We start from the raw sequence: 26,532 nt of genomic DNA on the forward strand, positions 1-26,532 counted from the left end.
CCCCCGGCCCGGCCCAACCCATCACGGCCACAGCGTGCCACATCGTCATTTCTTCAACGACGTCCGGCGGTCCCGGTCACCCGTCCGGGCAGTCGCTCCGGAACAAACCACTCCGTGCGGGTGGACGGGCAGGGCGGCATGCGTCGTGGAGGACGGGCGCAGGACCGCGGGCCGCCGCACCAGCCGCGGAAAGAGGCCACCCGCACCACCCGGCCGAGCGGCACGGGTGATGCGGGTGGGGGGAACGAGAACCTCTCAGCCCGCCGTGGGACGTGACCGCAGCCCCTCCAGCAGGATGTCCAGCAGCCGCGCGGACGCCGCCGCCTGCTGGGCCGCGTCCGGCAGGGACGGGGCCGCCGTCGCGATCACCAGCAGCACGTCGGACACGGACACGTCGGTGCGCAACTCGCCCGCCGCGCGCGCCCGTTCGACCAGCTGACCGACGACCGACAGCAGCGCGCCGATCCCGGTGTCGTCCGAGGCGTCCACGGAGTCCCGTGCCACCAGGCGCAGTTCACCGCCGCCCGGCTGCACCCGCTGCTGCGGCACCCGGGCCTCCTCCAGCAGACCGGTTCCCTCGACCGGACCGGCGGAGCCCTGCGCGGAGCCGACCCGCAGCACCTGCGGCGGCAGCAGCCGCCCCGCCCCGGACGCCACCGACGTCCGCAGGAACCGGGACAGCGCCGACCACGGCTCGTCCTCCTGACCCAGCGCCGCTCGCGCCTGCTCGGTCAGCCGTGCCGTCTCCTCCTCGGCTATCCGCCGGACCAGCACGTCCTTGCTGGGAAAGCGCCGGTACACCGTGCCGACCCCGACCCGCGCCCGCCGTGCCACGTCCTCCATCGGCGCGCCGTACCCCAGCTCGCCGAACACCTCACGCGCCGCCCGCAGCACGTGCTCCAGATTGCGCTGTGCGTCCACCCGCAGCGGCGTCGTGCGCGCCCCGTCCGCGCGCCCGTTCGCCGTCGCGACCGCCGGTGCCGCCGGCACCTGCACGGCCGGGCCGCCGGCGGCCACCGCGGCAGCCGGCCAAGACGTGTCCTGAATATGCATGTGTTTCCCCCGGTACATGACGTCTCCCCCCGGAGACACTCCCCGTCACTGATGCCGGAGTGCGCGAAGGTGGTACCGGTCACCGCGGCCCCGCCCGTCGCAGAGCCCGTGCGACCACATCCCCCACACCCCGTCGACACGAACATAGTTGAGAGGCAGTCAATACAGAAGGGGCAGGTTCCGCACACTGCGCCCCCCGATCGGAGTACGAGTCATATACGTCCCGGTTCCCGCCGCTCCCGTCCACGCGCCCGCCCCCGCTGACCTGCCCCGTTTCTGGCACCCCGGACACGGCGCCCGCCGCGCCGCACACCCGCCCGCCGGTCACACAAATTGCCGGGGCTGTGGACAAACCACTGCGCCGGGTGCGTCATGGGATGGTGAAGGAACGTGCGCGCATTCTGGTTGTCGGCGGCGGCTACGTCGGGATGTACACGGCCCTGCGCCTCCAGCGGAAGCTGAAGGCCGAGCTGAGGCGCGGTGAGGTCGAGATCACCGTCGTCACTCCCGACCCTTACATGACGTACCAGCCCTTCCTGCCCGAGGCGGCCGCGGGCTCCATCTCCCCGCGCCACGTCGTCGTACCCCTGCGCCGGGTCCTGGACCGCTGCCACATCGTCGTCGGCGAGGCCGTCTCCATCGACCACGTGGTGCGCACCGCCGCCGTCACCACCCTCGCCACCGCCGACGAGGGCCGCGCCGCCGAACTCTTCCCGTACGACGAGCTGGTGCTCGCCCCCGGCTCCGTCTCCCGCACCCTGCCCATCCCCGGTCTCGCCGAGCACGGCATCGGCTTCAAGACCGTCGAAGAGGCCATCGCGCTGCGCAACCACGTCATCGAGCAGATGGACATCGCCTCCTCCACCCGCGACCCGGCCCTCCGCGACGCCGCCCTCACCTTCGTCTTCGTCGGCGGCGGCTACGCGGGCGTGGAGGCCCTCGGCGAGCTGGAGGACATGGCCCGGTACGCCGCCCGCTACTACCACAACGTGCGCGCCGAGGACATGAAGTGGATCCTCGTCGAGGCCACCGACCGCATCCTGCCCGAGGTCGGCGCGGAGCTGGGCCGCTACACCGTCACCCAGCTGCGCCGCCGCAACATCCAGGTGCTGCTGGGCACCCGCCTGGAATCCTGCGCGGACCGGATCGCCGTGCTCAGCGACGGCCGCCGCTTCCCGACCCGTACGGTCGTCTGGACCGCGGGCGTCAAACCGCACCCCCTGCTCGCCGCCACCGACCTGCCGCTCACCGACCGCGGCCGGCTGCGCTGCACCGCCCGGCTGACCGTCGAGGGCACCGAGCACGCCTGGGGCGCGGGCGACGCCGCCGCCGTCCCCGACGTCACCGCCGCCGAACCCGGCGCCCTCACCGCGCCCAACGCCCAGCACGCCCTGCGCCAGGCGCGGGTGCTCGGCGACAACCTTGTCCACGCCCTGCGCGGCGAGCCCCTGGACACCTACGCGCACGCGTACGCGGGCTCCGTCGCCTCCCTCGGGTTCCACAAGGGCGTCGCCCAGGTCTACGGACGCCGGCTGAAGGGCTACCCTGCCTGGTTCATGCACCGCGTCTACCACCTGAGCAGGGTGCCCACCGTCAACCGCAAGGCCCGTGTGCTCGCCGAATGGACCCTCTCCGGGCTGTTCAAACGGGAGATCGTCTCGCTCGGTTCACTCGAACACCCGCGCGCGGAGTTCGAACTCGCGGCCGGGGGAATGCATCCTCACGACCCCTCGGACGACCCGAAGGGGTCGTCCTGACCGCATCCAGGAACTCCACCATTCGCCCCACCGTCTGACGGATGTCGCCCGCCGCGGCCCGCTCCCTGCCAGACTGCCCGACGACAACGGCCGGGCACCCGCCCGCCTAGCACCCACGAGGCCTTCCCCACAGTGAACTTCACGCGCTGGAGCGCCCGGCTCCCCGGAACGCAGCGCCGCGCCGCCGCGCGGACCGAGACCCCGGACCGGCGGGGGGAAGGCTCCGTGCCCGCGGCCCGCGCCGGACAGCCCGCCGACGGCACCGCACCGGTGCCCGCCGTCGACGAGCTGCCCGCCCGCGACGTCCTGGACCGCGTCCCGGCCCTCGTCGCGCTCGTGCACGGCCCCGACCACCGCCTCGCGTACGTCAACGACGCCTACACGACGGCCTTCGGCCCCCGCCCCGCCGGCGCCCCCGCCCGCGAGGCCCTGCCCGAACTCGCCGAGCTGGGCCTGCTCCCGCTGCTCGACCAGGTGCTGCGCAGCCACCGGCCCCGCACCCTGAAGTCCCGCCGGGCGGTGGACGGCCGCTCGTACACCTTCACCTGCACCCCCGTCGCCGAGGACGGCGACCGCGACGGCGGCGTGCTGGTCTTCGCCACCGACGTCACCGACCACGCCGAGGCCGCCGAACGGCTGCGCGCCAGCGAACGCCGCCAGCGCGAGACCGCGGTCACCCTCCAGCGCTCCCTGCTCCCGCAGGACCTCGAACAACCCGACGACCTGCGCATCGCCGCCACCTACCAGCCCGGCGGCACCGAGGCCGCGGTCGGCGGCGACTGGTACGACGTGATCACCCTCGGCGGCGGCCGCACCGCCCTCGTCATCGGCGACGTGATGGGCCGGGGCGTGCGCGCGGCCGCGGTCATGGGCCAGCTGCGCACGGCCGTGCGCGCCTACGCCCGCCTCGACCTGCCCCCGCACGAGGTGCTCCAGCTGCTCGACGGCCTCGCCACCGAGATCGACCCCAACCAGATCGCCACCTGCGCCTACGCCGTCCACGACCCCAACGAGGGCCGCCTGGTGTACGCCTCCGCGGGGCACCTGCCGATCCTGGTCCGCGACGAGCACGGCACGGTCTCCCGCACCGAGGAACCCACCGGCCCGCCGCTCGGCACCGGCGGCTGGATGCACTCCTCCGGCTCCATCGCGCTGGGCCCCGGCTCCACGGCCGTCCTCTACACGGACGGCCTGGTCGAACGCCGGGACGAAGACCTGGACGAGGGCATCGCCGCCCTGGAGCGCGCCCTGGCCGGCGCCACCGGCTCGCCCCAGGTCGTCTGCGACCGCCTGGTCCGCTCGGCCGGCGTCACCGCCGACCACGACGACGACGTGGCCGTCCTGGTCCTCCAGCAACCCGCCCGCACCGGACCCGACGGCGAGCTGTTCCGCAACGCGGCCCTGGAACTCCTCGGCGGCGTCGAGGCGGCCCCGCGCGCCCGCGCCTTCGCCTCCGGCGTCCTGACCAGCTGGCGCTTCCCCGCCGAACTGCACGACCTCGGCGTCCTCGCCACCAGCGAACTCGTCGCCAACAGCCTCCAGCACGGCACCCCGCCCATGCGCCTCAGACTCCGCCGCACCGACCGCCGGCTGATCGTGGAGGTCACCGACGGCGACGACCACCTGCCCCGGCGCCGCCGCGCCGAACCCGCCGACGAGTCCGGCCGGGGCATCGCCATCGTCGCCACCATCGCCTCCTCCTGGGGCTGCCGCCGCACCCCGGGCGGCGGCAAGGCGGTGTGGTGCGAGTTCGTCCTGCCGAGACCGCGTCCCTGAACGACGCTCGTCGTTGGCCCGTGCACCCGTCCGGGGTGTTGACTGCACATGTATGGGACCAATACATCGCAGCACCGAAGGCCCCGAGGCGTACGAGACCCACAGCGCTCCGATCATGCGCCCCTTCGTGGCCGAGCTGCTGGCCGCCGTGGGCCTCGGCCCCGGTGAGCACGTGCTCGACCTGGCGTGCGGCACCGGCTTCGCCGCCCGCGCGGCCGCCGCCCTGGTCGGCCCCGCCGGCCGGGTCCGCGGCGCCGACATCGACGAGGGCATGGTCCGCGTCGCCCGCGAGCACCGGTCGCCGAGCTGCCCGGACACCGGCTTCACCGCGGCCCCCGCCGACCGCCTCCCGTACGACGCCGCCACCTTCGACGCGGTCGTCTGCCAGCAGGGCGCCCAGCTCTTCCCCGACCTGACCGCCGCCCTCGTCGAGGCGGCCCGCGTCACCCGCCCCGGCGGCCGGTTCGCCGCCACCGTCTGGGCCCCGGTCGACCGCCTGCCCTACTTCCTCGCCGAGCAGCGCGCGCTGGAGAAGTACGCCCCCGACGCGCTCCCCTACCTCGCCCGCGCCTACGCCCGCACCGCCGACCAGCTCACCACCGCACTGCAGACGGCCGGCTACCGCGACACCGCCCACCGCGAGGTCACCTTCGACATCACCCTGCCCCCGCTGGACCGCTACGCCCGCGAACACCTGGACACCCTCTGGGGCGGCATGCTCAGGGAGGCCGGCGGCGAGGAGGCCGTCACCCGGGCCGGCGAACTGGTCCGCGAGCAGCTCGCCGACCGCGTCGCCCCCGACGGCACGGTGACCGTCCCCTTCACCTCGCTGCTGGTCACCGCGGTGCGCTGAGCAGGCCCCGAGCACGCGAAGACGGCCGCCGCCCGAAGGCGACGGCCGTCGTGTCCCGGCGGCGCGGAGCCGGCCCGGCTCACGCCTCCGCGGAGACCGCCTCCGCGGGCGCCCCGCCCCGGCTGACCACCCGGCTGGCACGCGCCTGCCACGGCTGGTCCTGCACCGGGGCGAGCCGCCGCCCGAGCCGCAGCGCCAGATACGTGATGCCCAGCGAGAACAGCACGAAGGTCACGATGTACGGCGCGTGCAGCGATGCCGCGAGGGGACCGCCCACCGCCGGACCGATGGCCAGCGCCAGCTGCTTCACCAGGGCGAACGCCGAGTTGTACTGACCGGCCATGCCCTCCGGCGCCAGATCCGCGACCAGCGGGGCGACCGTCGGCGACAGCATCGCCTCGCCCAGACCGAACAACGCGTACGTCGACACGAAGGCGGCCGTGGCCATCTCCTGGCTGCCGTGTCCCAGCCCCGCGTACCCGGCGGCCAGCCAGGCCACCGCCCAGACCAGGCCCACCAGGGCGATCACCCGGGTGCGCCGGGCGCGCTCCACGAACCTCAGCACGGCGAACTGGGCGACCACGATCATCAGGGTGTTCGCGGCCAGGGCCGTGCCCAGCGTGGAGGTGGATATCCCGGCGGCCTCCACGCCGTACGCGCTCAGACCCGACTCGAACTGCCCGTAGCAGGCGAAGAAGATCACGAAGCCCAGGACGCACAGCTGCACCATCGCCCGGTTGCCGAGCAGCTGCTTCCAGCTGCCCTTCGACGTCGTGGGCGCGTCCTCCAGACGCGGCGAGCGCGGCATCCGGACCGTGGCCATCACCGCGACCAGCAGCAGGAACATCGCCGCCTCGATCGCGAACAGCAGGGTGAACGACGAGACGCGCGTGGTGTCGACCAGGTGACCGCCGATGAGGCCGCCTATGCCGAGGCCCAGGTTCTGCAGGAAGAACTGCATGGCGAACGCCCGCGAGCGGGTGTCGGCGCTGGAGCAGTCCACGATCATCGTGGCCAGCGCCGGCTGCATCACGGCCTGTCCGGCGCCGAGCACCGCGGCCGCCGGCAGCACCGACCAGGCACTGGCCGCGAGCCCCAGGCCGAGCGCGCCGAGCGCGGCGGCGACCAGGGCGGCGAGCAGGACCGGCAGCGGGCCGCGCCGCACGATCGCCCGGCCGGCGAACGGCAGCACGATCAGCGCGGCCACGGCGAAGACGGCGAGCACGAGACCCGCCGTCATGGCCCCCAGGCCCCGCACCTGCGCCACATAGACGTACAGGTAGGGGACCGTGAAGCCGAGCCCGAACGCGCTGAGTGCGTTGCCCACGTGGATCCGGCGCATCGCTGCGCCCATCGCCCTGGTCACGTTCACCTCTCTCACTAGTTAGGAGTGAAGACTTCAAAGCTAAAGTTCGAAGCTAAAGAGTACACAGCGAAGGACTTCAACGCAAAGCGGTCGCGTGCCATACTCGGCCCATGGCCGACACAGCCGGCGTCACTGAGCCGACCCTCGAAGAACAGATCGCCGCCTACCAGCGCGAGTTCCAGGACCTCGACCCCCAGGTCGAGAAGATCGTGTCGGCCCTGTCGCGGCTCAACCGCCGGATGAACGTGGCCTACGGCCGCCAGACCGCCGCCCTCGGCATCAGCAACGCCGAGTGGGAGGTGCTCAAGGCGCTGGTCCTCTCCGGCGCCCCCTACCGGATGGGCCCCAGCGACCTCGCCAAGCGCCTCGGTCTCACTCCGGCCGCGATGACCCACCGGATCGACCGGATGGTCTCCGAGGGCCTGGTCACCCGGGAGCGGGACGAGTCCAACCGGGTCCGCGTCATCATCGAGCTGACCCCCGAGGGCCGGGAGAAGTGGCTGGAGGCGATGCGCCTCGCCACCGTCTTCGAGGAGGACCTCCTCCAAGACCTCACCCCGGCCGAGCGCTCGGTCCTCGGCGAGGTCCTCACGACGCTGCTGCGCAGGGTCGAGCACGCCCAGCCGGACGCCGGCGGCCGGCTCAGCGACCTCGACTGAGCGGGCCGAAAAGATCTTGACAGGGGTTGTTGACACGCCCTCGTCGGTTCCGTAAGGTTCTTCGGGTTGCCGCAGAGCCTTCACGTCTCCGCGGTGGCACCTCAGCCGCTTCGAGCGGCACCCCTCACACCATCAGCACGATCTCCCACCCGGGTTGATTTCGGCGTGCCCGAATTCAATTCGAATAGGGACTCGGCGGCCCGATTGGGAATCGCCGGGAGGATCCGCTAAGGTTTGAGACGTCGGAACGGCCCAACAGCCGGGAAAACAAACCCCCCTGACTGGGAGTCAGACGCCGAAAGGATCTGATAGAGTCGGAACCGCCGGAAAGGGAAACGCGGAAGCGGGAACCTGGAAAGCACCGAGGAAATCGGATCGAGAAAAGATCTGATAGAGTCGGAAACACCGAAGGGAAGCGCCCGGAGGAAAGCCCGAGAGGGTGAGTACAAAGGAAGCGACCGTTCCTTGAGAACTCAACAGCGTGCCAAAAGTCAACGCCAGATATGTTGATACCCCGTCCATCGGTCACCGATGGTCGAGGTTCCTTTGAAAAAACACAGCGAGGACGCTGTGAACGATCGGACTATTCCTCCGGTCGTTCCGCTCCCGTGTGTGTCTCACCGGATTACCGGTAAACATTCACGGAGAGTTTGATCCTGGCTCAGGACGAACGCTGGCGGCGTGCTTAACACATGCAAGTCGAACGATGAAGCCCTTCGGGGTGGATTAGTGGCGAACGGGTGAGTAACACGTGGGCAATCTGCCCTGCACTCTGGGACAAGCCCTGGAAACGGGGTCTAATACCGGATATGACCATCTTGGGCATCCTTGATGGTGTAAAGCTCCGGCGGTGCAGGATGAGCCCGCGGCCTATCAGCTTGTTGGTGAGGTAATGGCTCACCAAGGCGACGACGGGTAGCCGGCCTGAGAGGGCGACCGGCCACACTGGGACTGAGACACGGCCCAGACTCCTACGGGAGGCAGCAGTGGGGAATATTGCACAATGGGCGAAAGCCTGATGCAGCGACGCCGCGTGAGGGATGACGGCCTTCGGGTTGTAAACCTCTTTCAGCAGGGAAGAAGCGAAAGTGACGGTACCTGCAGAAGAAGCGCCGGCTAACTACGTGCCAGCAGCCGCGGTAATACGTAGGGCGCAAGCGTTGTCCGGAATTATTGGGCGTAAAGAGCTCGTAGGCGGCTTGTCACGTCGGTTGTGAAAGCCCGGGGCTTAACCCCGGGTCTGCAGTCGATACGGGCAGGCTAGAGTTCGGTAGGGGAGATCGGAATTCCTGGTGTAGCGGTGAAATGCGCAGATATCAGGAGGAACACCGGTGGCGAAGGCGGATCTCTGGGCCGATACTGACGCTGAGGAGCGAAAGCGTGGGGAGCGAACAGGATTAGATACCCTGGTAGTCCACGCCGTAAACGGTGGGCACTAGGTGTGGGCAACATTCCACGTTGTCCGTGCCGCAGCTAACGCATTAAGTGCCCCGCCTGGGGAGTACGGCCGCAAGGCTAAAACTCAAAGGAATTGACGGGGGCCCGCACAAGCGGCGGAGCATGTGGCTTAATTCGACGCAACGCGAAGAACCTTACCAAGGCTTGACATACACCGGAAAGCATTAGAGATAGTGCCCCCCTTGTGGTCGGTGTACAGGTGGTGCATGGCTGTCGTCAGCTCGTGTCGTGAGATGTTGGGTTAAGTCCCGCAACGAGCGCAACCCTTGTCCCGTGTTGCCAGCAGGCCCTTGTGGTGCTGGGGACTCACGGGAGACCGCCGGGGTCAACTCGGAGGAAGGTGGGGACGACGTCAAGTCATCATGCCCCTTATGTCTTGGGCTGCACACGTGCTACAATGGCCGGTACAATGAGCTGCGATACCGTGAGGTGGAGCGAATCTCAAAAAGCCGGTCTCAGTTCGGATTGGGGTCTGCAACTCGACCCCATGAAGTCGGAGTCGCTAGTAATCGCAGATCAGCATTGCTGCGGTGAATACGTTCCCGGGCCTTGTACACACCGCCCGTCACGTCACGAAAGTCGGTAACACCCGAAGCCGGTGGCCCAACCCCTTGTGGGAGGGAGCTGTCGAAGGTGGGACTGGCGATTGGGACGAAGTCGTAACAAGGTAGCCGTACCGGAAGGTGCGGCTGGATCACCTCCTTTCTAAGGAGCACTTCTTACCGGGCTTGCCTGGTCAGAGGCCAGTACATCAGCGAATGTCTGATGCTGGTTGCTCATGGGTGGAACGTTGACTACTCGGCACGGTTCAGGATGGACCAGGCGCTAGTACTGCTCTTCGGGGCGTGGAACGCTGATCTGGTTGGCTGATCGTGTCGGGCACGCTGTTGGGTGTCTGAGGGAATGAACTTCTCCTCAGTCGCCGGCCCCAGTGCACTCGGACCTTTGGGTTCGGGGTGATGGGTGGCTGGTCGTTGTTTGAGAACTGCACAGTGGACGCGAGCATCTGTGGCCAAGTTTTTAAGGGCGCACGGTGGATGCCTTGGCACCAGGAACCGATGAAGGACGTGGGAGGCCGCGATAGTCCCCGGGGAGTCGTCAACCAGGCTTTGATCCGGGGGTTTCCGAATGGGGAAACCCGGCAGTCGTCATGGGCTGTCACCCGCTGCTGAACACATAGGCAGTGTGGAGGGAACGAGGGGAAGTGAAACATCTCAGTACCCTCAGGAAGAGAAAACAACCGTGATTCCGGGAGTAGTGGCGAGCGAAACCGGATGAGGCCAAACCGTATGCGTGTGAGACCCGGCAGGGGTTGCGTGTGCGGGGTTGTGGGATCTCTCTTCTACGGTCTGCCGGCCGTAGGGCGAGTCAGAAACCGTTGATGTAGACGAAGGACATGCGAAAGGTCCGGCGTAGAGGGTAAGACCCCCGTAGTCGAAATGTCAGCGGCTTGCTTGAGAGACACCCAAGTAGCACGGGGCCCGAGAAATCCCGTGTGAATCTGGCGGGACCACCCGCTAAGCCTAAATATTCCCTGGTGACCGATAGCGGATAGTACCGTGAGGGAATGGTGAAAAGTACCCCGGGAGGGGAGTGAAATAGTACCTGAAACCGTGTGCCTACAAGCCGTGGGAGCGTCGGGATCTTCGGATCCTCGTGACTGCGTGCCTTTTGAAGAATGAGCCTGCGAGTTTGCGGTGTGTTGCGAGGTTAACCCGTGTGGGGAAGCCGTAGCGAAAGCGAGTCCGAATAGGGCGTTTCAGTAGCACGCTCAAGACCCGAAGCGGAGTGATCTAGCCATGGGCAGGTTGAAGCGGAGGTAAGACTTCGTGGAGGACCGAACCCACCAGGGTTGAAAACCTGGGGGATGACCTGTGGTTAGGGGTGAAAGGCCAATCAAACTCCGTGATAGCTGGTTCTCCCCGAAATGCATTTAGGTGCAGCGTCGTGTGTTTCTTGCCGGAGGTAGAGCACTGGATAGGCGATGGGCCCTACCGGGTTACTGACCTTAGCCAAACTCCGAATGCCGGTAAGTGAGAGCGCGGCAGTGAGACTGTGGGGGATAAGCTCCATGGTCGAGAGGGAAACAGCCCAGAGCATCGACTAAGGCCCCTAAGCGTACGCTAAGTGGGAAAGGATGTGGAGTCGCACAGACAACCAGGAGGTTGGCTTAGAAGCAGCCACCCTTGAAAGAGTGCGTAATAGCTCACTGGTCTAGTGATTCCGCGCCGACAATGTAGCGGGGCTCAAGCGTACCGCCGAAGTCGTGTCATTGCAGCATATAGCCCTAACGGGTGTTGTGATGGGTAGGGGAGCGTCGTCTGCCGGGTGAAGCAGCACCGGAAGGTAGTTGTGGACGGTTGACGAGTGAGAATGCAGGCATGAGTAGCGATTCACACGTGAGAAACGTGTGCGCCGATTGACTAAGGGTTCCTGGGTCAAGCTGATCTGCCCAGGGTAAGTCGGGACCTAAGGCGAGGCCGACAGGCGTAGTCGATGGATAACCGGTTGATATTCCGGTACCCGCTGTGAAGCGTCAAACATCGAGCATCGTGATGCTAAGGCCGTGAAGCCGCCCTGGAGCCTTCGGGCAAAGGGGAGTGGTGGAGCCGCTGAACCAAGCGGTTAGTAGGTGAGTGATGGGGTGACGCAGGAAGGTAGTCCATCCCGGGCGGTGGTTGTCCCGGGGTAAGGGTGTAGCCCGAGTGGTAGGTAAATCCGCCGCTCATGCAGGGTGAGACCTGATGCCGAGCCGATTGTGGTGAAGTGGATGATCCTATGCTGTCGAGAAAAGCCTCTAGCGAGTTTCATGGCGGCCCGTACCCTAAACCGACTCAGGTGGTCAGGTAGAGAATACCGAGGCGTTCGGGTGAACTATGGTTAAGGAACTCGGCAAAATGCCCCCGTAACTTCGGGAGAAGGGGGGCCACACCTGGTGATGATCTTTACGGTCTGAGCTGGGGGTGGCCGCAGAGACCAGCGAGAAGCGACTGTTTACTAAAAACACAGGTCCGTGCGAAGCCGTAAGGCGATGTATACGGACTGACGCCTGCCCGGTGCTGGAACGTTAAGGGGACCGGTTAGCTTCACTTCGGTGGGGCGAAGCTGAGAACTTAAGCGCCAGTAAACGGCGGTGGTAACTATAACCATCCTAAGGTAGCGAAATTCCTTGTCGGGTAAGTTCCGACCTGCACGAATGGCGTAACGACTTCTCGACTGTCTCAACCATAGGCCCGGTGAAATTGCACTACGAGTAAAGATGCTCGTTTCGCGCAGCAGGACGGAAAGACCCCGGGACCTTTACTACAGTTTGATATTGGTGTTCGGTTCGGCTTGTGTAGGATAGCTGGGAGACTTTGAAGCGGCCACGCCAGTGGTTGTGGAGTCGTCGTTGAAATACCAGTCTGGTCGTGCTGGATGTCTAACCTGGGTCCGTGATCCGGATCAGGGACAGTGTCTGATGGGTAGTTTAACTGGGGCGGTTGCCTCCTAAAGGGTAACGGAGGCGCCCAAAGGTTCCCTCAGCCTGGTTGGCAATCAGGTGTTGAGTGTAAGTGCACAAGGGAGCTTGACTGTGAGACCGACGGGTCGAGCAGGGACGAAAGTCGGGACTAGTGATCCGGCGGTGGCTTGTGGAAGCGCCGTCGCTCAACGGATAAAAGGTACCCCGGGGATAACAGGCTGATCTTCCCCAAGAGTCCATATCGACGGGATGGTTTGGCACCTCGATGTCGGCTCGTCGCATCCTGGGGCTGGAGTCGGTCCCAAGGGTTGGGCTGTTCGCCCATTAAAGCGGTACGCGAGCTGGGTTTAGAACGTCGTGAGACAGTTCGGTCCCTATCCGCTGTGCGCGTAGGAGTCTTGAGAAGGGCTGTCCCTAGTACGAGAGGACCGGGACGGACGAACCTCTGGTGTGCCAGTTGTTCTGCCAAGGGCATGGCTGGTTGGCTACGTTCGGGAGGGATAACCGCTGAAAGCATCTAAGCGGGAAGCCTGCTTCGAGATGAGGACTCCCACCCACTTGATGGGGTAAGGCTCCCAGTAGACGACTGGGTTGATAGGCCGGATCTGGAAGCCAGGTAACTGGTGGAGGTGACCGGTACTAATAGGCCGAGGGCTTGTCCTCAGTTGCTCGCGTCCACTGTGTTGGTTCTGAAACCACGAACAACCATTGTGCTGGTTGTCAGTTTCATAGTGTTTCGGTGGTTATAGCGTGAGGGAAACGCCCGGTTACATTCCGAACCCGGAAGCTAAGCCTCACAGCGCCGATGGTACTGCAGGGGGGACCCTGTGGGAGAGTAGGACGCCGCCGAACAATTTTTGAGGGGAACCCCCGCACCGTTGGTGCGGGGGTTTTCCGCGTTTCAGGGGCAAACGGCCACTTTATGGGATGCCGAGGGCGGCCCGCGGCACTACGGTGGCGGTCATGAACAGGCTTTCCAGCGGAGATTACGTCGTACGCGCCATACGGCCCGAGGAATGGCAGAAGGTGAAGGAGCTGCGGCTCGACGCCCTGCGGGATCCGGCCGCGCCGCTCGCCTTTCTGGAGAGCTACGAGGAGGCCGCGGCGAAGGCCGACCTCTTCTGGCAGGACCGGGCGGCCGGGTCCGGCGAGGGCTCGCTGACCGCCCAGCAGTTCACCGCCGAGGTGCCCGACGGATCATGGGCCGGCTCGCTGACCGTGCTGATGGAAGAGCCCGGCACCGAGGACTGGGCGGGGTACACGATCGAACGCCGGCAGGGGCACGTCGTCGGCGTCTACGTGCGGCCCGGGCACCGGGGCAACGGGCTGATCAAGTCCCTGCTGGACGCCGGCGTGGACTGGGCGTGGCGGCGCGGCGCCGAGCGGGTCCGGCTGCTGGTGCACGAGGACAACTCCCGGGCCCAGGGCGCCTACCGCAAGGCCGGGTTCGAGCCCAGCGGGTTGGTGGTGCCGTTCGTGAAGGACGCGGCACAGAACGAGCTGGAGTTCGTTCTGCAACGGTGACTAGACGGGGAGTCCCGGCAGCCCGGGCAGTTCCCGGTGGGGCCAGCGGGCGCGGGCCTGTTCGCGGGAGCGGAGCAGGGCGAGCGTCGCCAGGCCCTGCTCCGCACCGGAGGCCAGCAGGTCCGGAAGCTCGGGCAGCGGGGCCACCGCGGCGATGTCGTCCAGGACCAGGGTGAGTGGTGGGTCGAGCCGACCGGAGGATGACCGTTCGGCCATGCGCCGGCCGCGCTCGACCACGCTGGAGACGAGGGCCGTCAGCAGGGGCATCGCGCCCGGCGTGCTCCTGGGGTCCTCGATGGATTCTCCGACTACGTAAAGCGTGCCCCCTTCATGGACAAAGGAATCCAAGGCGAGGGCATCACTTCGATTGGGGGTGCAAGCCTCGCGGATGTTGACCGTCGACAGCGCGGCGAGCGCCCGGCCGGTCAACTCCTGGGCGATGTCCCGGCGTTCCGGGTGCGCGGTGAGCGCGGCCTCCAGCTCGCCAGCGGCGCCCGCGGCGGCCTTGGGATGGGTCCGCAGGATGCGGACGGCGTCCTGCACCTGGGTGCCCTGGGCCCAGCGGTGGACATGGCGGATGGTGCGGTTCTCCAGGGCGGCGGCGTGCAGACAGCTGCGCAGAAGGGTGGTCGCCGTGTCCGCGACCGCCTGGTCGATGCGGGCGGTGGGCTGCACCGGGGCGAGAAGCGCGGTCGCGCGGTGCAGGGCGGTCTGCTTGTCCTCGCAGCCGGCCGTGGGGGACCAGTGGAGGCGGGCTGGGGTGTCGCAGCGGTGGGTGGGGTCGTAGAGCAGCGCGGGGCCCAGCTTGGCACGGGCGTCCTTGGTCTCCGACCAGAGTCCGGGGTTCGAGGTGACGACGAGGAGGGGACCGTCCGCGTCCCGTACGGCCTGCACGGCGGCCGTACGGCGGGTCTGGGCGGGTGCGACGAGGATCTTCTCCCGGCCGCCCACGCGTTCGCTCTCGCCCGGGAGCCGGACCGGCGGCTCCGGCACCGGCACCGGCTCCGGCACCGGCACTGGCTGGGCGGGCTGCGGTGCAGGCATCTCGTGCCGCTGAACCGGCACCTCGTACCGCTGGGCGGCTTCCACCGGCACCGGGGCCGCCGCGGCCGGCTCGGGACGCGGCGGTGGCTCCGGCATCGGTGCCCGCTTCGCCGCCCGGGCGCGGGTCCTGGCCGCCCGCCAGCGTGCCACCGTCCCCAGCGCGAACACGGTCACGACGAACAGCACCATCAGCTGGGCGATGAACAGCCCCCAGAACAGGCCCCAGCCGGGCAGCTGGGACGCGGGAGTGTCGGGCCAGGCGCCGGCGAGGTCGTGCGGGCGGGCGAGGAGGTGGCGCATGGCCACGGGGGTGCGCACGAAGGCGACGCCCGCGGGCCAGGCGCCCTTGGCGAAGAGCGCGGCCAGGCCGGTGGCCGTCCACACCAGCACCGTGATGCCGAGGAGGAAGGCGAGGATGCCGAGCAGCAGCCCGTCCGGGATGCCGCCCTGGCCCTGCCGCCGGTCCTCCCGGGGTTCGCGAGCGTCCGGTCTCACCCGTCCGTACCTCCTTACGCCACCGTGGACTCGGAGTCGCCCAGGTGCTGTTCCACGAAGGCTGCCGCCCGCTGCTCGGCCTCCAGCTCCGCGGCGCGCAGGGCGTCGTCGGCCGCGAGGTCGCTGGAGGACTCGGTCATCGCGCGGTCGGTGAAGACCAGCGGCCGTTCGGTCTCGGTGATCAGGTGTTTGACGACCTGCACATTGCCGTTGACGTCCCAGACCGCGATGCCCGGGGTCAGCGTCGGAATGATCTCCACCGCCCAGCGGGGCAGGCCCAGGACGCGGCCCGTGGCCCGGGCCTCGTCGGCCTTCTGGGCGTAGATCGTCCTGGTCGAGGCCATCTTCAGGATCGCCGCCGCCTCCTTCGCGGCCGCGCCGTCCACCACGTCGGAGAGGTGGTGGACGACCGCCACGAAGGACAGGCCGAGGCGTCGGCCGAACTTCAGCAGGCGCTGGAACAGCTGGGCCACGAAGGGGCTGTTGATGATGTGCCAGGCCTCTTCGACCAGGAAGATCCGCTTCTTGCGGTCGGGGCGGATCCAGGTGTGCTCCAGCCACACGCCGACGATCGCCATGAGGATGGGCATGGCGATGGAGTTGCGGTCGATGTGCGAGAGGTCGAAGACGATCAGCGGGGCGTCCAGGTCGATGCCGACCGTGGTGGGCCCGTCGAACATGCCGCGCAGGTCACCGTCGACGAGGCGGTCGAGGACCAGGGCGACGTCCAGGCCCCAGGCCCGTACGTCGTCCAGGGCGACGTTCATCGCCTCGGCCGAATCCGGCTCGGGGTGCCGCAGCCGCTCCACGATGTCGGTGAGGACCGGCTGGCGGTCCACGATCGTCTCGTTGACGAAGGAGTGGGCGACCTTGAGGGCGAAGCCGGAGCGCTCGTCCAGGCCGTGGCCCATCGCCACCTCGATGATGGTGCGCAGCAGCGCCAGCTGGCCGGTGGTGGTGATCGCCGGGTCCAGCGGGTTGAGGCGGATGCCGTGGTTCAGGGCGGCCGTGGGGTCCAGCCGGATCGGCGTTATCCCCAGCTCCTCGGCGATCAGGTTCCACTCGCCGACCCCGTCCTCGCCCTGGGCGTCCAGGACGACGACCTGGCGGTCCCGGAACCGCAGCTGGCGCAGGACGTACGTCTTCTCCAGCGCCGACTTGCCGTTGCCGGACTCGCCGAGGACCAGCCAGTGCGGGGCCGGGAGCTGCTGGCCGTACAGCTGGAAGGGGTCGTAGATGTAGCCCTTCCCGGAGTAGACCTCACGGCCGATGATGACGCCGGAGTCGCCGAGGCCCGGTGCGGCCGTGGGCAGGTAGACCGCCTGCGCCTGGCCCGTGGAGGTGCGCACCGGCAGCCGGGTCGTCTCCACCTTTCCGAAGAGGAAGGAGGTGAAGGCCTCGGTGAGGACGGACAGCGGATCCCGCATCGGCGAATCAGCCCCTACCTTCGGATGCCGGTGGCGAAAGGAAGTGTGTTCACGAAGGCGCGGTGGTGCTCCCGGTCGCACCACTCCAGCTTGAGGTACGACTTTCCGGCGGACGCCCTGATCGTACGCTTGTCGCGGGCGAGGGATTCCGGAGTACGGGCGGAGACGGTGATGTAGCCGACGAGGTTGACGCCGGCGGCGCCGCTGGCGAGGTCCTCGCCGCGCTGGTCGAGCCGGTTGTGCGCGGCCAGGTCGCGGGGGTCGACGGTGCGGTTCATCTTGGCGGCGCGGGACGCCTCGGCCTCGTCGTTGGTCTTCTCGGTCAGCATGCGCTCGATGGCGACCTCGGTGGGTTCGAGGTCCATCGTGACCGCGACGGTGCGGATGACGTCCGGGGTGTGGACGAGCAGAGGTGCCAGGAAGTTCACGCCGACCGGGGTCATGGGCCACTCCTTGACCCAGGCGGTGGCGTGGCACCAGGGGGCGCGGGTGGCGGACTCGCGGGTCTTGGCCTGGAGGAACGTGGGCTCCGTGGCGTCCAGTTCGGCCGGCCAGGCGTTGCGCCGGGTCATCGCCTGGATGTGGTCGATGGGGTGGTCCGGGTCGTACATGGAGTGGATCAGGGAGGCGAGCCGGCCCTGGCCGAGGGGCTGGCGGACGCGGATGTCGGCTTCCTGGAGGCGGGAGCAGATGTCGGTGAGCTCGCGGGCCATGACGACGGCGAGGCCGGCGTCGCGGTCCAGCTTGCGGCCGGACTGGGGCCGGGCGGCGCGGGCCATCGCCTGGGCCTCGGCGGCGAGTTCGCGGCTGTAGTGCATGCAGGCGACGAGGTAGGCGCGGTGCTGCTCGCTGCTGGTCGACACCATGGACTGGAGCTGGTCGTAGGACCGCTGGAGCCATTCGGGGGCGCGTCCGTCGCCGCGCTGGGCGACGTCCTTGGCGTGGGCGTCGGGGTCCGCGGGCAGGGTGCGGGCGAGCATCTGGAGCCGGGTGACGAAGCCGTCGCCGTTGGCGACGTGCTTGAGCAGGGTGCCGAACCGGTCGACCAGGGCCTCCTGGTCCTCGGAGTCGCGCAGGCCGACGCCGGGGCCCTCGATCTCGATGGCGGCGGTGACGGTCTTGCGGTCGGCGTGCAGCAGTACGGCGATCTCGTCCGGCCCGAAGGGTGCGGCGAGCCAGCTGATGCGGCCGATGCCCGGGGGCGGCCCGACCTCGACCTCGGCGCCGTCCAGGCGGGTGCCGGCCTCCATGGCGCCCGACCGGTAGGTGGCGCCGCGCTTGAGGGCGCGCTTGTAACTGCGGTTGATCTCGAACCACTTGTAGAAGGTGCGGCGCTTGTACGGCACGTAGACCGCGGCGAGGGCGAGCAGCGGGAAGCCCGTCAGCAGGACGATCCGCAGGGGCAGGTTCGGGACGAGGAGGCCGCACATCATGCCGAGGAACGCGCCCACGACGATCAGCGCGATCTCGCCGGACTCGCGGTTGCGGCCGATGATCGCGTTCGGCCGGGCGCGGCCGATGAGATACGTACGGCGGGGCGTGATCGGATGGGACAGGTGGGACTCGGTCGTCAACGCCCTTCACCTCCCGTGCGGTTGTTGCGGGTGTTGCCGGCGTGCGGGGTGTTGACCGGGCTGGCGGCCCGGGGCGCGGGGGCGGCGGCTTGGCCGCCTCCGCCGGAGGTACGGCTGCTGTGGGCCGCGACGCCGCCGGAGACGGGGTTGGCCGGGCGGGGCGTGCTGGTGCCGCCGCTCTGGGCTCCGCCGTTGCTGTCGGCGCGGGAGCTGTGGGTCTTGATGCCCTGCGCGACGAGGGTGGCGGGGGAGCTGATGACGGCGGCGGCCTTGCCCTCGGCGCCCTGCATGATGCGGTTGTTGCGGCCGCTGGCGATCTCGTCGCCGAAGCCGGGGACGAAGCGGTAGATCGCGGCGCTGGCGAAGATGGCCAGCAGGATGATGGCGAGGCCGGAGACGACGGCGGAGAAGGCGTCGGGGCCGTTGCCGGAGGAGAGGGCGCCGGCGAGGCCTAGCACGATCACGATCACCGGTTTGACCAGGATCACGGCGATCATGATCCCCGCCCAGCGGCGGACGTGTCCCCACAGGTTCTTGTCCACGAGGCCCGCGTAGACGACGGTGCCGAGGAGGGCGCCGACGTAGAGGAGGGCGGCGCGGATGACGAGCTCCAGCCACAGGACGCCGGCGGCGAGGATGCTGACCAGGGAGACGACGATCAGCATGATGGGGCCGCCGCCGATGTCGGTGCCCTTGCTGAGGGCGCCGGAGAAGGTGCCGAAGAACGTGTCGGCCTGGTCGCCGGTGGCTTTCGCGAGGACGTCCGTCACGCTGTCCGTGGCGGAGACGACGGTGTAGAGGATCAGCGGCGTGAACGCCGACGCCATCACCGTCAGCCACAGGAAGCCGACGGCCTCCGAGATGGCGGTGGTCAACGGCACACCGCGCACCGCGCGCTTGGCGACGGCCAGCAGCCACAGCAGCAGCGTCAGGATCGTGGACGCGGCGAAGACGATGGCGTACTGCTGGAGGAACTTCTCGTTGGTGAAGTCGACGGTGGCGGTGTCCTTGACGGCGGAACTGAGCTTCTTGACGGTCCAGGCGGCGGCTTCGGCGCAGCCCTTGGCCAGTGAAGACAGCGGATCCATGGTGGAGGTGTCCGGGATGTTGGCACCTCCCGATCCGCTGGAGGTGTTGCCTCGGTCACAGTACTTCTTGGCGTCGCCGACGATGTTGGTGCAGTCGAGCCCGCCCGACGGGGAGCTGGACGGGCTGCCCGAGGGGGTGGGGGAGGGCGAGGGCGCGGCGACGGCGCGGGTGGCCAGGAGTACGGCCGTGGTCTGGACGGCTGTCACGATTCCGGCGAGCTTGAGCGCACGTTGCGGGCTACCGGGCATACGTGAACCCTCCGTACTCTTCGATGGCCTTGGAGATCTGGTCGGAGGTGGCAGCGGGGTCGTCACCGGGGACGGGGGAGGGGCCGTTCTTCTGGGTGTCGGCGGCGATCTTCCAGTCGCCGTCGGACCAGCGCAGGTCGAACGTCCATGTCTTCCAGGTCGAGGTGACGGGATCGGTCGAGCCGTTGCCGGCCATGCCGATGAGGCCCACGTACCAGACCGCGACCTTGGCCGCGTTGTCCGTATAGGTCTGCACGGTCGCACCGACCGGAGTCACCCGGGCGACGAAGGTGCTGCCCTTCGGCGGGTTGCCGTTCGCGTCGAGGCCCATCGTGGCGAGGAAGTCCGCCGTGTAGGACCGGTCCATCTCGCCCTGGAGACGGGCTGCCACATCGGGCACGTACACGAGGCTCAGCAGCCTTTGGCGGCTGTCCTTCTTGAACATGTCCGTCGACCCCAGGGCCACCGCGTAGTTCGAGGCGGCAGACTGGGCTCCCTGTTCCGAGTGGGCGAAGCCCGTCGGGATCCCCATCGTCTTCGTCTGCACCGGCCGGGTTCCGCTCGCCGCCGTGGGGTCGGTCGTCGGCGGTTTGTGTGACGAGGCCGTGGGGCTGTCGGCGGACGAATGGTCGCCCCTGTTCGCGAACGCGATCGCTGCGATCAGGAGGACGACGACGCCGACGACCGTGATCAGGCCCCGGGAGGGGGAGCGGGTGGGGCGGCGGGGGGCGCCGCCGTAGGGGTCGTTGTCGGGGAGGCGGGTACGGGTGTGGCCCGTGTCGCCGTAGTCGGAGTAGCCCTGCTCGTCCGCGGGACTCATACCGGGTACGCCCCCTCCACCTCGTAGACATACGACGGTAGCCGTGCTGGTTCCCGCGCGGGCGCGGTGTGGTGACTCGACATCAGGGAAACGCAACCTCAGCCGGTGGGCACGACGGACAGGGAGGGGACAGGGAGGCTAGACCGCCATGCCGTAGACGATGGTGAACAGCGTGCCGAGGGAGCCGATGATGAAGACTCCGGTGAGCCCGGCGATGATGAGGCCCTTGCCCTGCTCGGCGCTGAAGGTGTCGCGCAGTGCCGTCGCGCCGATGCGCTGCTTCGCCGCGCCCCAGACCGCGATGCCGAGGCAGAGCAGGATGGCGACGGCCATCACCACCTCGATCATCACCTTGGCCTCGTTGCCCAGGCTGCCGAAGGGCCCCCAGTCCGGAGCGATCCCGCCGATGATGGTGTTGATGTCTCCCTTGTCGGCCGCAAAGAGCATGTAAGTCACCGCCCCTGGTGGGTAGTTCCGCGAGTCCCCTGCGGTGTGCAGAGGTCAGGCCTCATTGTCGCCGACAACGTCGCCGTCGTATGTCGACTTGACGTCATTGACTGGCGGGTTTCGTACGAATACGTCGTACCGTCACTCTGTGTATCACGGCAGGTCACCCCGGGCAACGAGGTCTGACCGGAACCTGCCGTGTGGTCCCGTCGTTGACCTTCTTTACGCCCTGGCACGGTTTTTGACGGCCGGTCGGGTGAGAAGCCGCTTCGATGGTCTCACGCGTGGGCGCCCTGAAACGGCCGAGGGCCCCGGCGGCGGGTGCCACCGGGGCCTGTCGGGCGCGGGTTCGGGAAGGGTCAGCCGGTGAAGGCCGAGACGCCCGCCGGGGTGCCCCAGCCGGTCGGGCCGTCGTAACCCGAACGGGCGGTGCACAGGTAGCTGGTGGAGCAGGAGCCGTTGCTGCCGCTGGTGACGTCGTTCAGCGCGGTGGTGCCGGCCTTGGCGTAGGGGAACTTGGCCGGGTAGCTGCCGCTGCTCGGGGTGCCGGCGAGGGCGTAGACCGAGGCGATGATCGGGGAGCTGGCACTGGTGCCGCCGAAGGTGTACCAGCCGGCGGTGACGCCGTACGAGTCGTAGACGGAGACGCCGGTGGCCGGGTCGGCGACGGCGGAGACGTCGGCGATGGTGCGCTTGGCGCAGCCGGTGTCGGTCTGCCAGCTGGGCTTGGCGTCGTAGGCGGAGCAGCCGGAGCCGGTGCCCTCGGTGCTGGAGGTGTTCCAGACGCTCTCCGACCAGCCGCGGGTGCTGGAGTCCTTCTTGAGGGCGGTGCCGCCGACCGAGGTCACGTACTGGGAGGCGGCGGGGTACTCGGCGCCGTAGCCGGAGTCGCCGGCGGAGACGGTGATGGCGACGCCCGGGTGGTTGAAGTAGGAGGAGTCGTAGCTGCTGTCGGAGGAGGACTCCGAGCCGCCGTAGCTGTTGGAGACGAACTTGGCGCCCAGCTTGACCGCTTCGTTCACCGCGGTGCCGAGGTTGGTCATCGTCGGGGTGGTGGCCTCGACCAGCAGGATGTTGCAGTTGGGGCAGATCGCGGAGGCCATGTCGAGGTCGAGGGAGATCTCCTCGGACCAGCCGGCGTCGCTGGTGGGCAGGGAGGTGGTGGAGCCGGTCTGGCTGACCTGCTTGAAGCAGCCGCTGGCCTTGGTGCAGGCGGGCAGGCCGTAGTACGAGCGGTACTTGGCGAGGTCGGCCTCGGCGTTCGGGTCGTTGTAGGCGTCGACGATCGCGATGGTCTCGCCCGAGCCCTTGGCGGCGGCCGCGGAGGTGAGGCCGTAGGCCGCCTGGAGGTCGGAGGGGCCGTACCCGGAGGGCGTCGAGGCGTTGGCGGCCTTGGGTGTGATGCCGGTGCGGGCGGCCTGTTCCTGCTGGAAGGCGGTGAGTCCGCCGGTCACGCGCAGCGAGTTGCAGGCGAGTTCACCCTGGTGCTTCGGGGTGGCACAGGGGGTCTTGGCCCAGGTCGCCCCGGCGGGGGCGGCGGTGGCCGCGCCGGCCTGGACGGCGGTGCCGAACCCGGCGAACGCGAGTGCGGCGGCGGCGGCGAAGACGGTGCCGACGCGGCGCCGGCGGCCGGGTGCGGCCGTGGTGCCGACGGCGGGGGACGTACGCATGTGCAGCCTCCTGATGTTCCGGTCGAGGGGTGGGAACAGGGGCGTTGCTGGTGCGTGCGGCGGTACGACGAAGACGATGACTTGTTGAGTACGCGACAACAAGAGGGAGGTTGCGTTCGCGCGGGAATCCTGGCTTCCGCCTTGCCCAACGTTGTCGTTCTCTTGACCCAACTCACAGGTGGCGCAGGGGAAACGGGCGGGCGACGGGGCGGCTGCCGGGCGAGGACACGCCGGAGGGCGGACCACGGCCGGCTGCCGTGGTCCGCCCTCCTTCTTTCCGTGCCGCCGAGGGGGCCCCACGCCCCCCTCATCGGCGGCGCCCCGTGACCCGACGGGGTGTCCCGTTCGCGGGTCGGCGGCTCAGCCCGTGAAGGCGGCCGTGCCCTCGGGGGTGCCCAGACCGGTCGGGCCGTCGTAGCCGGACCGGGCGGTGCACAGGTAGCTGGTGGAGCAGGAGCCGTTGCTGCCGCTGGTGACGTCGTTCAGCGCCGACGTACCGGCCTTGGCGTACGGGAACTGCGCCGGGTAGCTGCCGCTGCTCGGGGTGCCGGCGAGGGCGTAGACCGAGGCGATGATCGGGGAGCTGGCGCTGGTGCCGCCGTAGGTGTTCCAGCCGGTGCCGTCGGCGCCGTAGGTGTCGTAGACGGAGACACCGGTGGCGGGGTCGGCGACGGCGGAGACGTCGGCGATGGTGCGCTTGGCGCAGCCGGTGTCGGTCTGCCAGCTGGGCTTGGCGTCGTAGGCGGAGCAGCCGGAGCCGGTGCCCTCGGTGCTGGAGGTGTTCCAGACGCTCTCGCTCCAGCCGCGGGTGGTGGACGCCTTCTTGAGCGCGGTGCCGCCGACGGCCGTCACGTACCGGGAGCCGGCCGGGTACTGGGCGCCGTAGCCGGAGTCGCCCGCGCTGGCGGTGATGACGACGCCCGCGTGGTTGTAGTACGACGAGTCGTAGCTGCTGTCGGAGGAGGACTCCGAGCCGCCGTAGCTGTTGGAGACGTACTTGGCGCCCAGCTTCACGGCCTCGTTGACCGCGGTGCCGAGGTTGGCCATCGACGCCGTCTTGGCCTCGACCAGCAGGATCTTGCAGTTCGGGCAGGTCGCGCTGACCATGTCGAGGTCGAGCGAGATCTCACCGGCCCAGCCGCTGTCGGCGGTCGGCAGCGAGGTGGTGGAGCCCGTCTGGCCGACCTTGGTGAAGCAGCCGTTGGCGGTCGTGCAGGCCGGCAGGCCGTAGTACGAGCGGTACGTGTTGAGGTCGGCCGCCGCGTTCGGGTCGTCGTAGGCGTCCACGATGGCGACGGTCTCGCCCGAGCCCTTGGAGGAGGCGGCGGAGGCCAGGCCGTAGGCGGACTGGATGTCCGAGGGGCCGTAGCCGGTGGGGCTGGAGGCGGTGGCGTTCGGGCTGATCGTCCGGGGCGCGACGCCCTTGACGGCGGCCTGCTTCTCCATGAAGGCGGTGGTGCCGCCGGTCACACGGAGCGCGTTGCAGGCGGCGTAGCCCTTCTTCGGGGTGCCGGCACACGCCTTCGTGTACTGCACATGGGCCTTGGCGACCTGGGCGGCGATGGTCTTGGCGCTCACCTTGTGCGGGGTGGCCGCCTCCGCGTGGGCGGCGGTGCCGAGACCCGCGAGGGCGAGCGCGGTGGCTGCGGCGGCGGCCGAGCCGATCCGGCGCCATCTGCCGGATATGTGGGGGTGGGTCGGGGTGGTCGTACGCAACGTACAGCCTCCTGGGAGTGATGGGGAGAGGCCTGCGGTGGGGTCCACCGGCGGGTTGTGCCGGTGGGGGCGGCGGCCCGCGACGACCATCGCTTGTTGAGTACGCGACAACAAGGGGTTTTCGGAATCCTGACTTCCGCGTTACCGAAACGGGGTGCCCGGCTTACTGATCAATGACGGGCGGATGGCGGAGAGGTGACCTGCCGAAACGGGACGGGAGGCGTCGACGGGCTTGCCGCGTCAGGGGAGTTGGCCGCGTGCGTCGTCGACGAGGCATTTGCGTAAGGGCGTTGATGGTGCGCATTGCCGTTCAGGCGTGTGCGAACGGGGGTTGACCGGGCATTTCGTCTACGTTCCTTGCTGCGGCGGGGTGTTGTCCTGCCGCAGCCGCCGACTCCCTCGTGGGCGCTCTGGTGTTGACCGGCCGTCAGCGGGGCTTGAGGCCGTGCAGTACCAGCCGGACGTGGTCGTCCAGGCCGGCCAGGACCTCCTCGGCGTCCAGCGCGCAGCCGGCGATGAGGGCGGCCAGGCCGTGCAGTCCGGCGGCGGCGGTCAGGGCGATGCGCTCGGGATCGCCCTCGACGATCTCGCCCCGTTCCTGGGCGTCCGCGAACATCCGGGTGAGGGAGCCGAAGGTGCGGTCGACGGCGGCGGCGAGCGGCGCCGAGCCGTCGGGGTGGTGCTTGCGCGCGAACATCAGCTCCAGCAGCGCGGGATGTGCGACGGCGAAGCCGAGGTAGGCGCGTGCGCTCGCGGTCATCCGCTCGTCGAGGCCGGGCCCCGCGTCGGCCGCTTCGGCCAGCGCGCGCTCCAGCCGCTCGTACCCCTCCAGTGCGAGGGCGTCGAGCAGGGCCTGCTTGTCCTTGAAGTGGCGGCCCGGGGCCGCATGGCTGACGCCGACGTCCCGGGCCAGCGCGCGCAGCGACAGGGCGCCGGCCCCCTCCTCCCGCAGAGTGCGCTCGGCGCTCCTGAGCAGCGCGGCGCGCAGGTCTCCGTGGTGATAGGGGCGGCTTTCGGGCATGCGCACCATCGTATCCCGGTGTTGACGACGCCAGCATTGTTGTCGTTGACACCATTGTTGCCGCTGCCTACATTATGGGGATGGCTGAGACGACCGGCGCGCGCGGTGCGCGCAAGTGGAACGTGACCGACCTGCCCGACCAGAGTGGCCGTACGGCCGTGATCACCGGCGCCAACAGCGGCCTCGGGCTCGTCACGGCCGAGGCGCTGGCGCGGGCCGGGGCGCACGTGGTGTTCGCCGTACGGGACGTCGCGCGGGGCGAGGCCGCCGCGGCGCGGGTCGGCGGCAGCACCGAGGTGCGCCGGCTCGACCTGGCGGACCTGGACTCGGTGCGCGCGTTCGCCGCCGGCTGGGACCGGCCGCTGGACCTGCTCGTGAACAACGCGGGCGTGATGATGCTGCCGGAGGGGCGGACCGCCCAGGGCTTCGAGCGGCAGTTCGGCACCAACCACCTCGGGCACTTCGCGCTGACCAACCTGCTGCTGCCGTACGTCACGGACCGCGTGGTGACGGTGGCCTCCTCCGCCCACCGCTGGGGCAGCCGGCGCATCCACTTCGAGGACGTGAACTTGCGCGGCCGCTACCGCCCGGCCCGCGCCTACGCCCAGTCGAAGCTGGCCAACCTGCTGTTCACCCTGGAGCTCCAGCGCCGGCTGACCGAGGCCGGCTCCCCGGTGCGGGCGCTCGCCGCCCATCCGGGCTACGCGGCCACCAACCTTTCGAGCCACCACGCGAACCCGGTGGTCAGGGCGGGTATGGCGGTCGCCGACCGACTGGTCGCGCAGAGCGACCGGGCCGGGGCCCTGCCCACCCTGTACGCGGCCAGCCAGGACCTGCCCGGCGCCTCCTACGTCGGCCCCGACGGCTTCGGCGAGTGGCGCGGTGCCCCCACCCTGGTCGCCCGCAGCGCCGCGGCGAGCGACCCGGAGGCGGCCCGGCGGCTGTGGACGCTGTCGGAGGAGCTGACGGGCGTCGAGTGGAAGGCGGCGGGCGGACACGGCTGAACCCGGCGGGGAAGCCCGGGTGACCGGATACCGGATACGGTGACGGAAAGGGACACCCCGGGACGCGA

General features: G+C 69.0%; 17 protein-coding genes and 3 rRNA genes. 9 read left to right on the forward strand and 11 right to left on the reverse strand.

Annotated features, from left to right (window positions below; translation table 11 throughout):
- Window positions 1–255: 255 nt before the first annotated feature.
- A complete protein-coding gene (locus tag BLW85_RS20840; protein WP_070028747.1) occupies window positions 256–1,053 on the reverse strand; it encodes a TetR/AcrR family transcriptional regulator in 798 nt (265 codons plus the stop codon).
- 377 nt (window positions 1,054–1,430) lie between these two features.
- Between BLW85_RS20840 and BLW85_RS20845 the strand changes: the two genes are divergently transcribed.
- The 3 genes from BLW85_RS20845 (at window position 1,431) to BLW85_RS20855 (ending at window position 5,439) form a co-directional block, all read left to right on the forward strand.
- Window positions 1,431–2,810: an NAD(P)/FAD-dependent oxidoreductase gene (locus tag BLW85_RS20845; RefSeq protein ID WP_074992827.1), complete on the forward strand. Its 1,380-nt coding sequence runs from the start codon at window positions 1,431–1,433 to the stop codon at window positions 2,808–2,810.
- Window positions 2,811–2,942: 132 nt separating this feature from the next.
- Window positions 2,943–4,586, forward strand: coding sequence for an ATP-binding SpoIIE family protein phosphatase (locus tag BLW85_RS20850; RefSeq protein WP_074992828.1), 1,644 nt, complete (start codon window positions 2,943–2,945; stop codon window positions 4,584–4,586).
- A gap of 52 nt (window positions 4,587–4,638) precedes the next feature.
- Complete coding sequence (locus BLW85_RS20855; RefSeq protein WP_074992829.1) at window positions 4,639–5,439, forward strand: class I SAM-dependent methyltransferase; 801 nt, start codon at window positions 4,639–4,641, stop codon at window positions 5,437–5,439.
- Window positions 5,440–5,518: 79 nt separating this feature from the next.
- Here the strand turns inward: BLW85_RS20855 and BLW85_RS20860 are convergent, their stop codons facing one another.
- Complete coding sequence (locus BLW85_RS20860) at window positions 5,519–6,805, reverse strand: MFS transporter (RefSeq protein ID WP_244174893.1); 1,287 nt, start codon at window positions 6,803–6,805, stop codon at window positions 5,519–5,521.
- 110 nt (window positions 6,806–6,915) lie between these two features.
- On the opposite strand from BLW85_RS20860, the gene BLW85_RS20865 reads away from it, so the two are divergent.
- The 5 genes from BLW85_RS20865 to BLW85_RS20890 all read left to right on the forward strand — a co-directional run bounded on the left by BLW85_RS20865 (window position 6,916) and on the right by BLW85_RS20890 (window position 13,909).
- On the forward strand, window positions 6,916–7,464 hold the full coding sequence (locus BLW85_RS20865; RefSeq protein ID WP_070028742.1) for a MarR family winged helix-turn-helix transcriptional regulator: 549 nt from the start codon (window positions 6,916–6,918) through the stop codon (window positions 7,462–7,464).
- Between the two features lie 638 nt (window positions 7,465–8,102).
- Window positions 8,103–9,627, forward strand: a 16S ribosomal RNA gene (locus tag BLW85_RS20875).
- Between the two features lie 305 nt (window positions 9,628–9,932).
- A 23S ribosomal RNA gene (locus BLW85_RS20880) occupies window positions 9,933–13,048 on the forward strand.
- 72 nt (window positions 13,049–13,120) lie between these two features.
- Window positions 13,121–13,237: ribosomal RNA gene (gene rrf / locus BLW85_RS20885) — 5S ribosomal RNA — on the forward strand.
- The 16S, 23S and 5S rRNA genes sit together here, the layout of an rRNA operon.
- A 111-nt stretch (window positions 13,238–13,348) precedes the next feature.
- Entirely contained in the window at window positions 13,349–13,909 is a 561-nt protein-coding gene (locus BLW85_RS20890; protein WP_208624878.1) for a GNAT family N-acetyltransferase, read from the forward strand.
- Here BLW85_RS20890 and BLW85_RS20895 read toward each other — a convergent pair whose 3' ends face one another.
- The 9 genes from BLW85_RS20895 to BLW85_RS20935 form a co-directional block, all read right to left on the reverse strand.
- Entirely contained in the window at window positions 13,910–15,448 is a 1,539-nt protein-coding gene (locus BLW85_RS20895) for a type IV secretory system conjugative DNA transfer family protein (RefSeq protein ID WP_074992832.1), read from the reverse strand. It lies immediately after the preceding gene.
- Window positions 15,449–15,462: 14 nt separating this feature from the next.
- Window positions 15,463–16,875: an ATP-binding protein gene (locus tag BLW85_RS20900; RefSeq protein ID WP_070025102.1), complete on the reverse strand. Its 1,413-nt coding sequence runs from the start codon at window positions 16,873–16,875 to the stop codon at window positions 15,463–15,465.
- Between the two features lie 14 nt (window positions 16,876–16,889).
- Window positions 16,890–18,449 (reverse strand): SCO6880 family protein, encoded by a 1,560-nt coding sequence (locus tag BLW85_RS20905; RefSeq protein WP_070025103.1) that lies wholly within the window; start codon window positions 18,447–18,449, stop codon window positions 16,890–16,892.
- Window positions 18,446–19,786, reverse strand: coding sequence for a hypothetical protein (locus tag BLW85_RS20910; protein ID WP_074992833.1), 1,341 nt, complete (start codon window positions 19,784–19,786; stop codon window positions 18,446–18,448). The genes BLW85_RS20905 and BLW85_RS20910 overlap by 4 nt, the downstream gene beginning before the upstream one ends.
- Entirely contained in the window at window positions 19,776–20,606 is an 831-nt protein-coding gene (locus BLW85_RS20915; RefSeq protein ID WP_074992834.1) for a DUF8175 domain-containg protein, read from the reverse strand. The genes BLW85_RS20910 and BLW85_RS20915 overlap by 11 nt, the downstream gene beginning before the upstream one ends.
- Window positions 20,607–20,744: 138 nt before the next feature.
- Entirely contained in the window at window positions 20,745–21,053 is a 309-nt protein-coding gene (locus BLW85_RS20920; protein ID WP_014673544.1) for a hypothetical protein, read from the reverse strand.
- 359 nt (window positions 21,054–21,412) lie between these two features.
- Window positions 21,413–22,723 (reverse strand): S53 family peptidase, encoded by a 1,311-nt coding sequence (locus BLW85_RS20925; RefSeq protein WP_074992835.1) that lies wholly within the window; start codon window positions 22,721–22,723, stop codon window positions 21,413–21,415.
- 360 nt (window positions 22,724–23,083) lie between these two features.
- Window positions 23,084–24,439, reverse strand: a complete 1,356-nt coding sequence (locus BLW85_RS20930; protein ID WP_074992836.1) for a S53 family peptidase — start codon at window positions 24,437–24,439, stop codon at window positions 23,084–23,086.
- A gap of 427 nt (window positions 24,440–24,866) precedes the next feature.
- Entirely contained in the window at window positions 24,867–25,469 is a 603-nt protein-coding gene (locus BLW85_RS20935; protein WP_070025108.1) for a TetR/AcrR family transcriptional regulator, read from the reverse strand.
- Between the two features lie 71 nt (window positions 25,470–25,540).
- Between BLW85_RS20935 and BLW85_RS20940 the strand changes: the two genes are divergently transcribed.
- Window positions 25,541–26,464, forward strand: coding sequence for an oxidoreductase (locus BLW85_RS20940; RefSeq protein WP_070025109.1), 924 nt, complete (start codon window positions 25,541–25,543; stop codon window positions 26,462–26,464).
- The last annotated feature ends 68 nt before the right edge of the window (window positions 26,465–26,532 follow it).

The sequence above is a fragment of the Streptomyces misionensis genome (genome assembly GCF_900104815.1).
In the GTDB taxonomy this organism is placed as follows: domain Bacteria; phylum Actinomycetota; class Actinomycetes; order Streptomycetales; family Streptomycetaceae; genus Streptomyces; species Streptomyces misionensis.

Coding starts and splice junctions, on each gene's coding strand:
- BLW85_RS20865 (WP_070028742.1), top strand. CDS start 6,916: ATGGCCGACACAGCCGGCGTCACTGAGCCGACCCTCGAAGAACAGATC.
- BLW85_RS20940 (WP_070025109.1), top strand. CDS start 25,541: ATGGCTGAGACGACCGGCGCGCGCGGTGCGCGCAAGTGGAACGTGACC.
- BLW85_RS20840 (WP_070028747.1), bottom strand. CDS start 1,053: ATGCATATTCAGGACACGTCTTGGCCGGCTGCCGCGGTGGCCGCCGGC.
- BLW85_RS20890 (WP_208624878.1), top strand. CDS start 13,349: ATGAACAGGCTTTCCAGCGGAGATTACGTCGTACGCGCCATACGGCCC.
- BLW85_RS20855 (WP_074992829.1), top strand. CDS start 4,639: ATGGGACCAATACATCGCAGCACCGAAGGCCCCGAGGCGTACGAGACC.
- BLW85_RS20920 (WP_014673544.1), bottom strand. CDS start 21,053: ATGCTCTTTGCGGCCGACAAGGGAGACATCAACACCATCATCGGCGGG.
- BLW85_RS20910 (WP_074992833.1), bottom strand. CDS start 19,786: ATGCCCGGTAGCCCGCAACGTGCGCTCAAGCTCGCCGGAATCGTGACA.
- BLW85_RS20915 (WP_074992834.1), bottom strand. CDS start 20,606: ATGAGTCCCGCGGACGAGCAGGGCTACTCCGACTACGGCGACACGGGC.
- BLW85_RS20925 (WP_074992835.1), bottom strand. CDS start 22,723: ATGCGTACGTCCCCCGCCGTCGGCACCACGGCCGCACCCGGCCGCCGG.
- BLW85_RS20935 (WP_070025108.1), bottom strand. CDS start 25,469: ATGGTGCGCATGCCCGAAAGCCGCCCCTATCACCACGGAGACCTGCGC.
- BLW85_RS20900 (WP_070025102.1), bottom strand. CDS start 16,875: ATGCGGGATCCGCTGTCCGTCCTCACCGAGGCCTTCACCTCCTTCCTC.
- BLW85_RS20845 (WP_074992827.1), top strand. CDS start 1,431: ATGGTGAAGGAACGTGCGCGCATTCTGGTTGTCGGCGGCGGCTACGTC.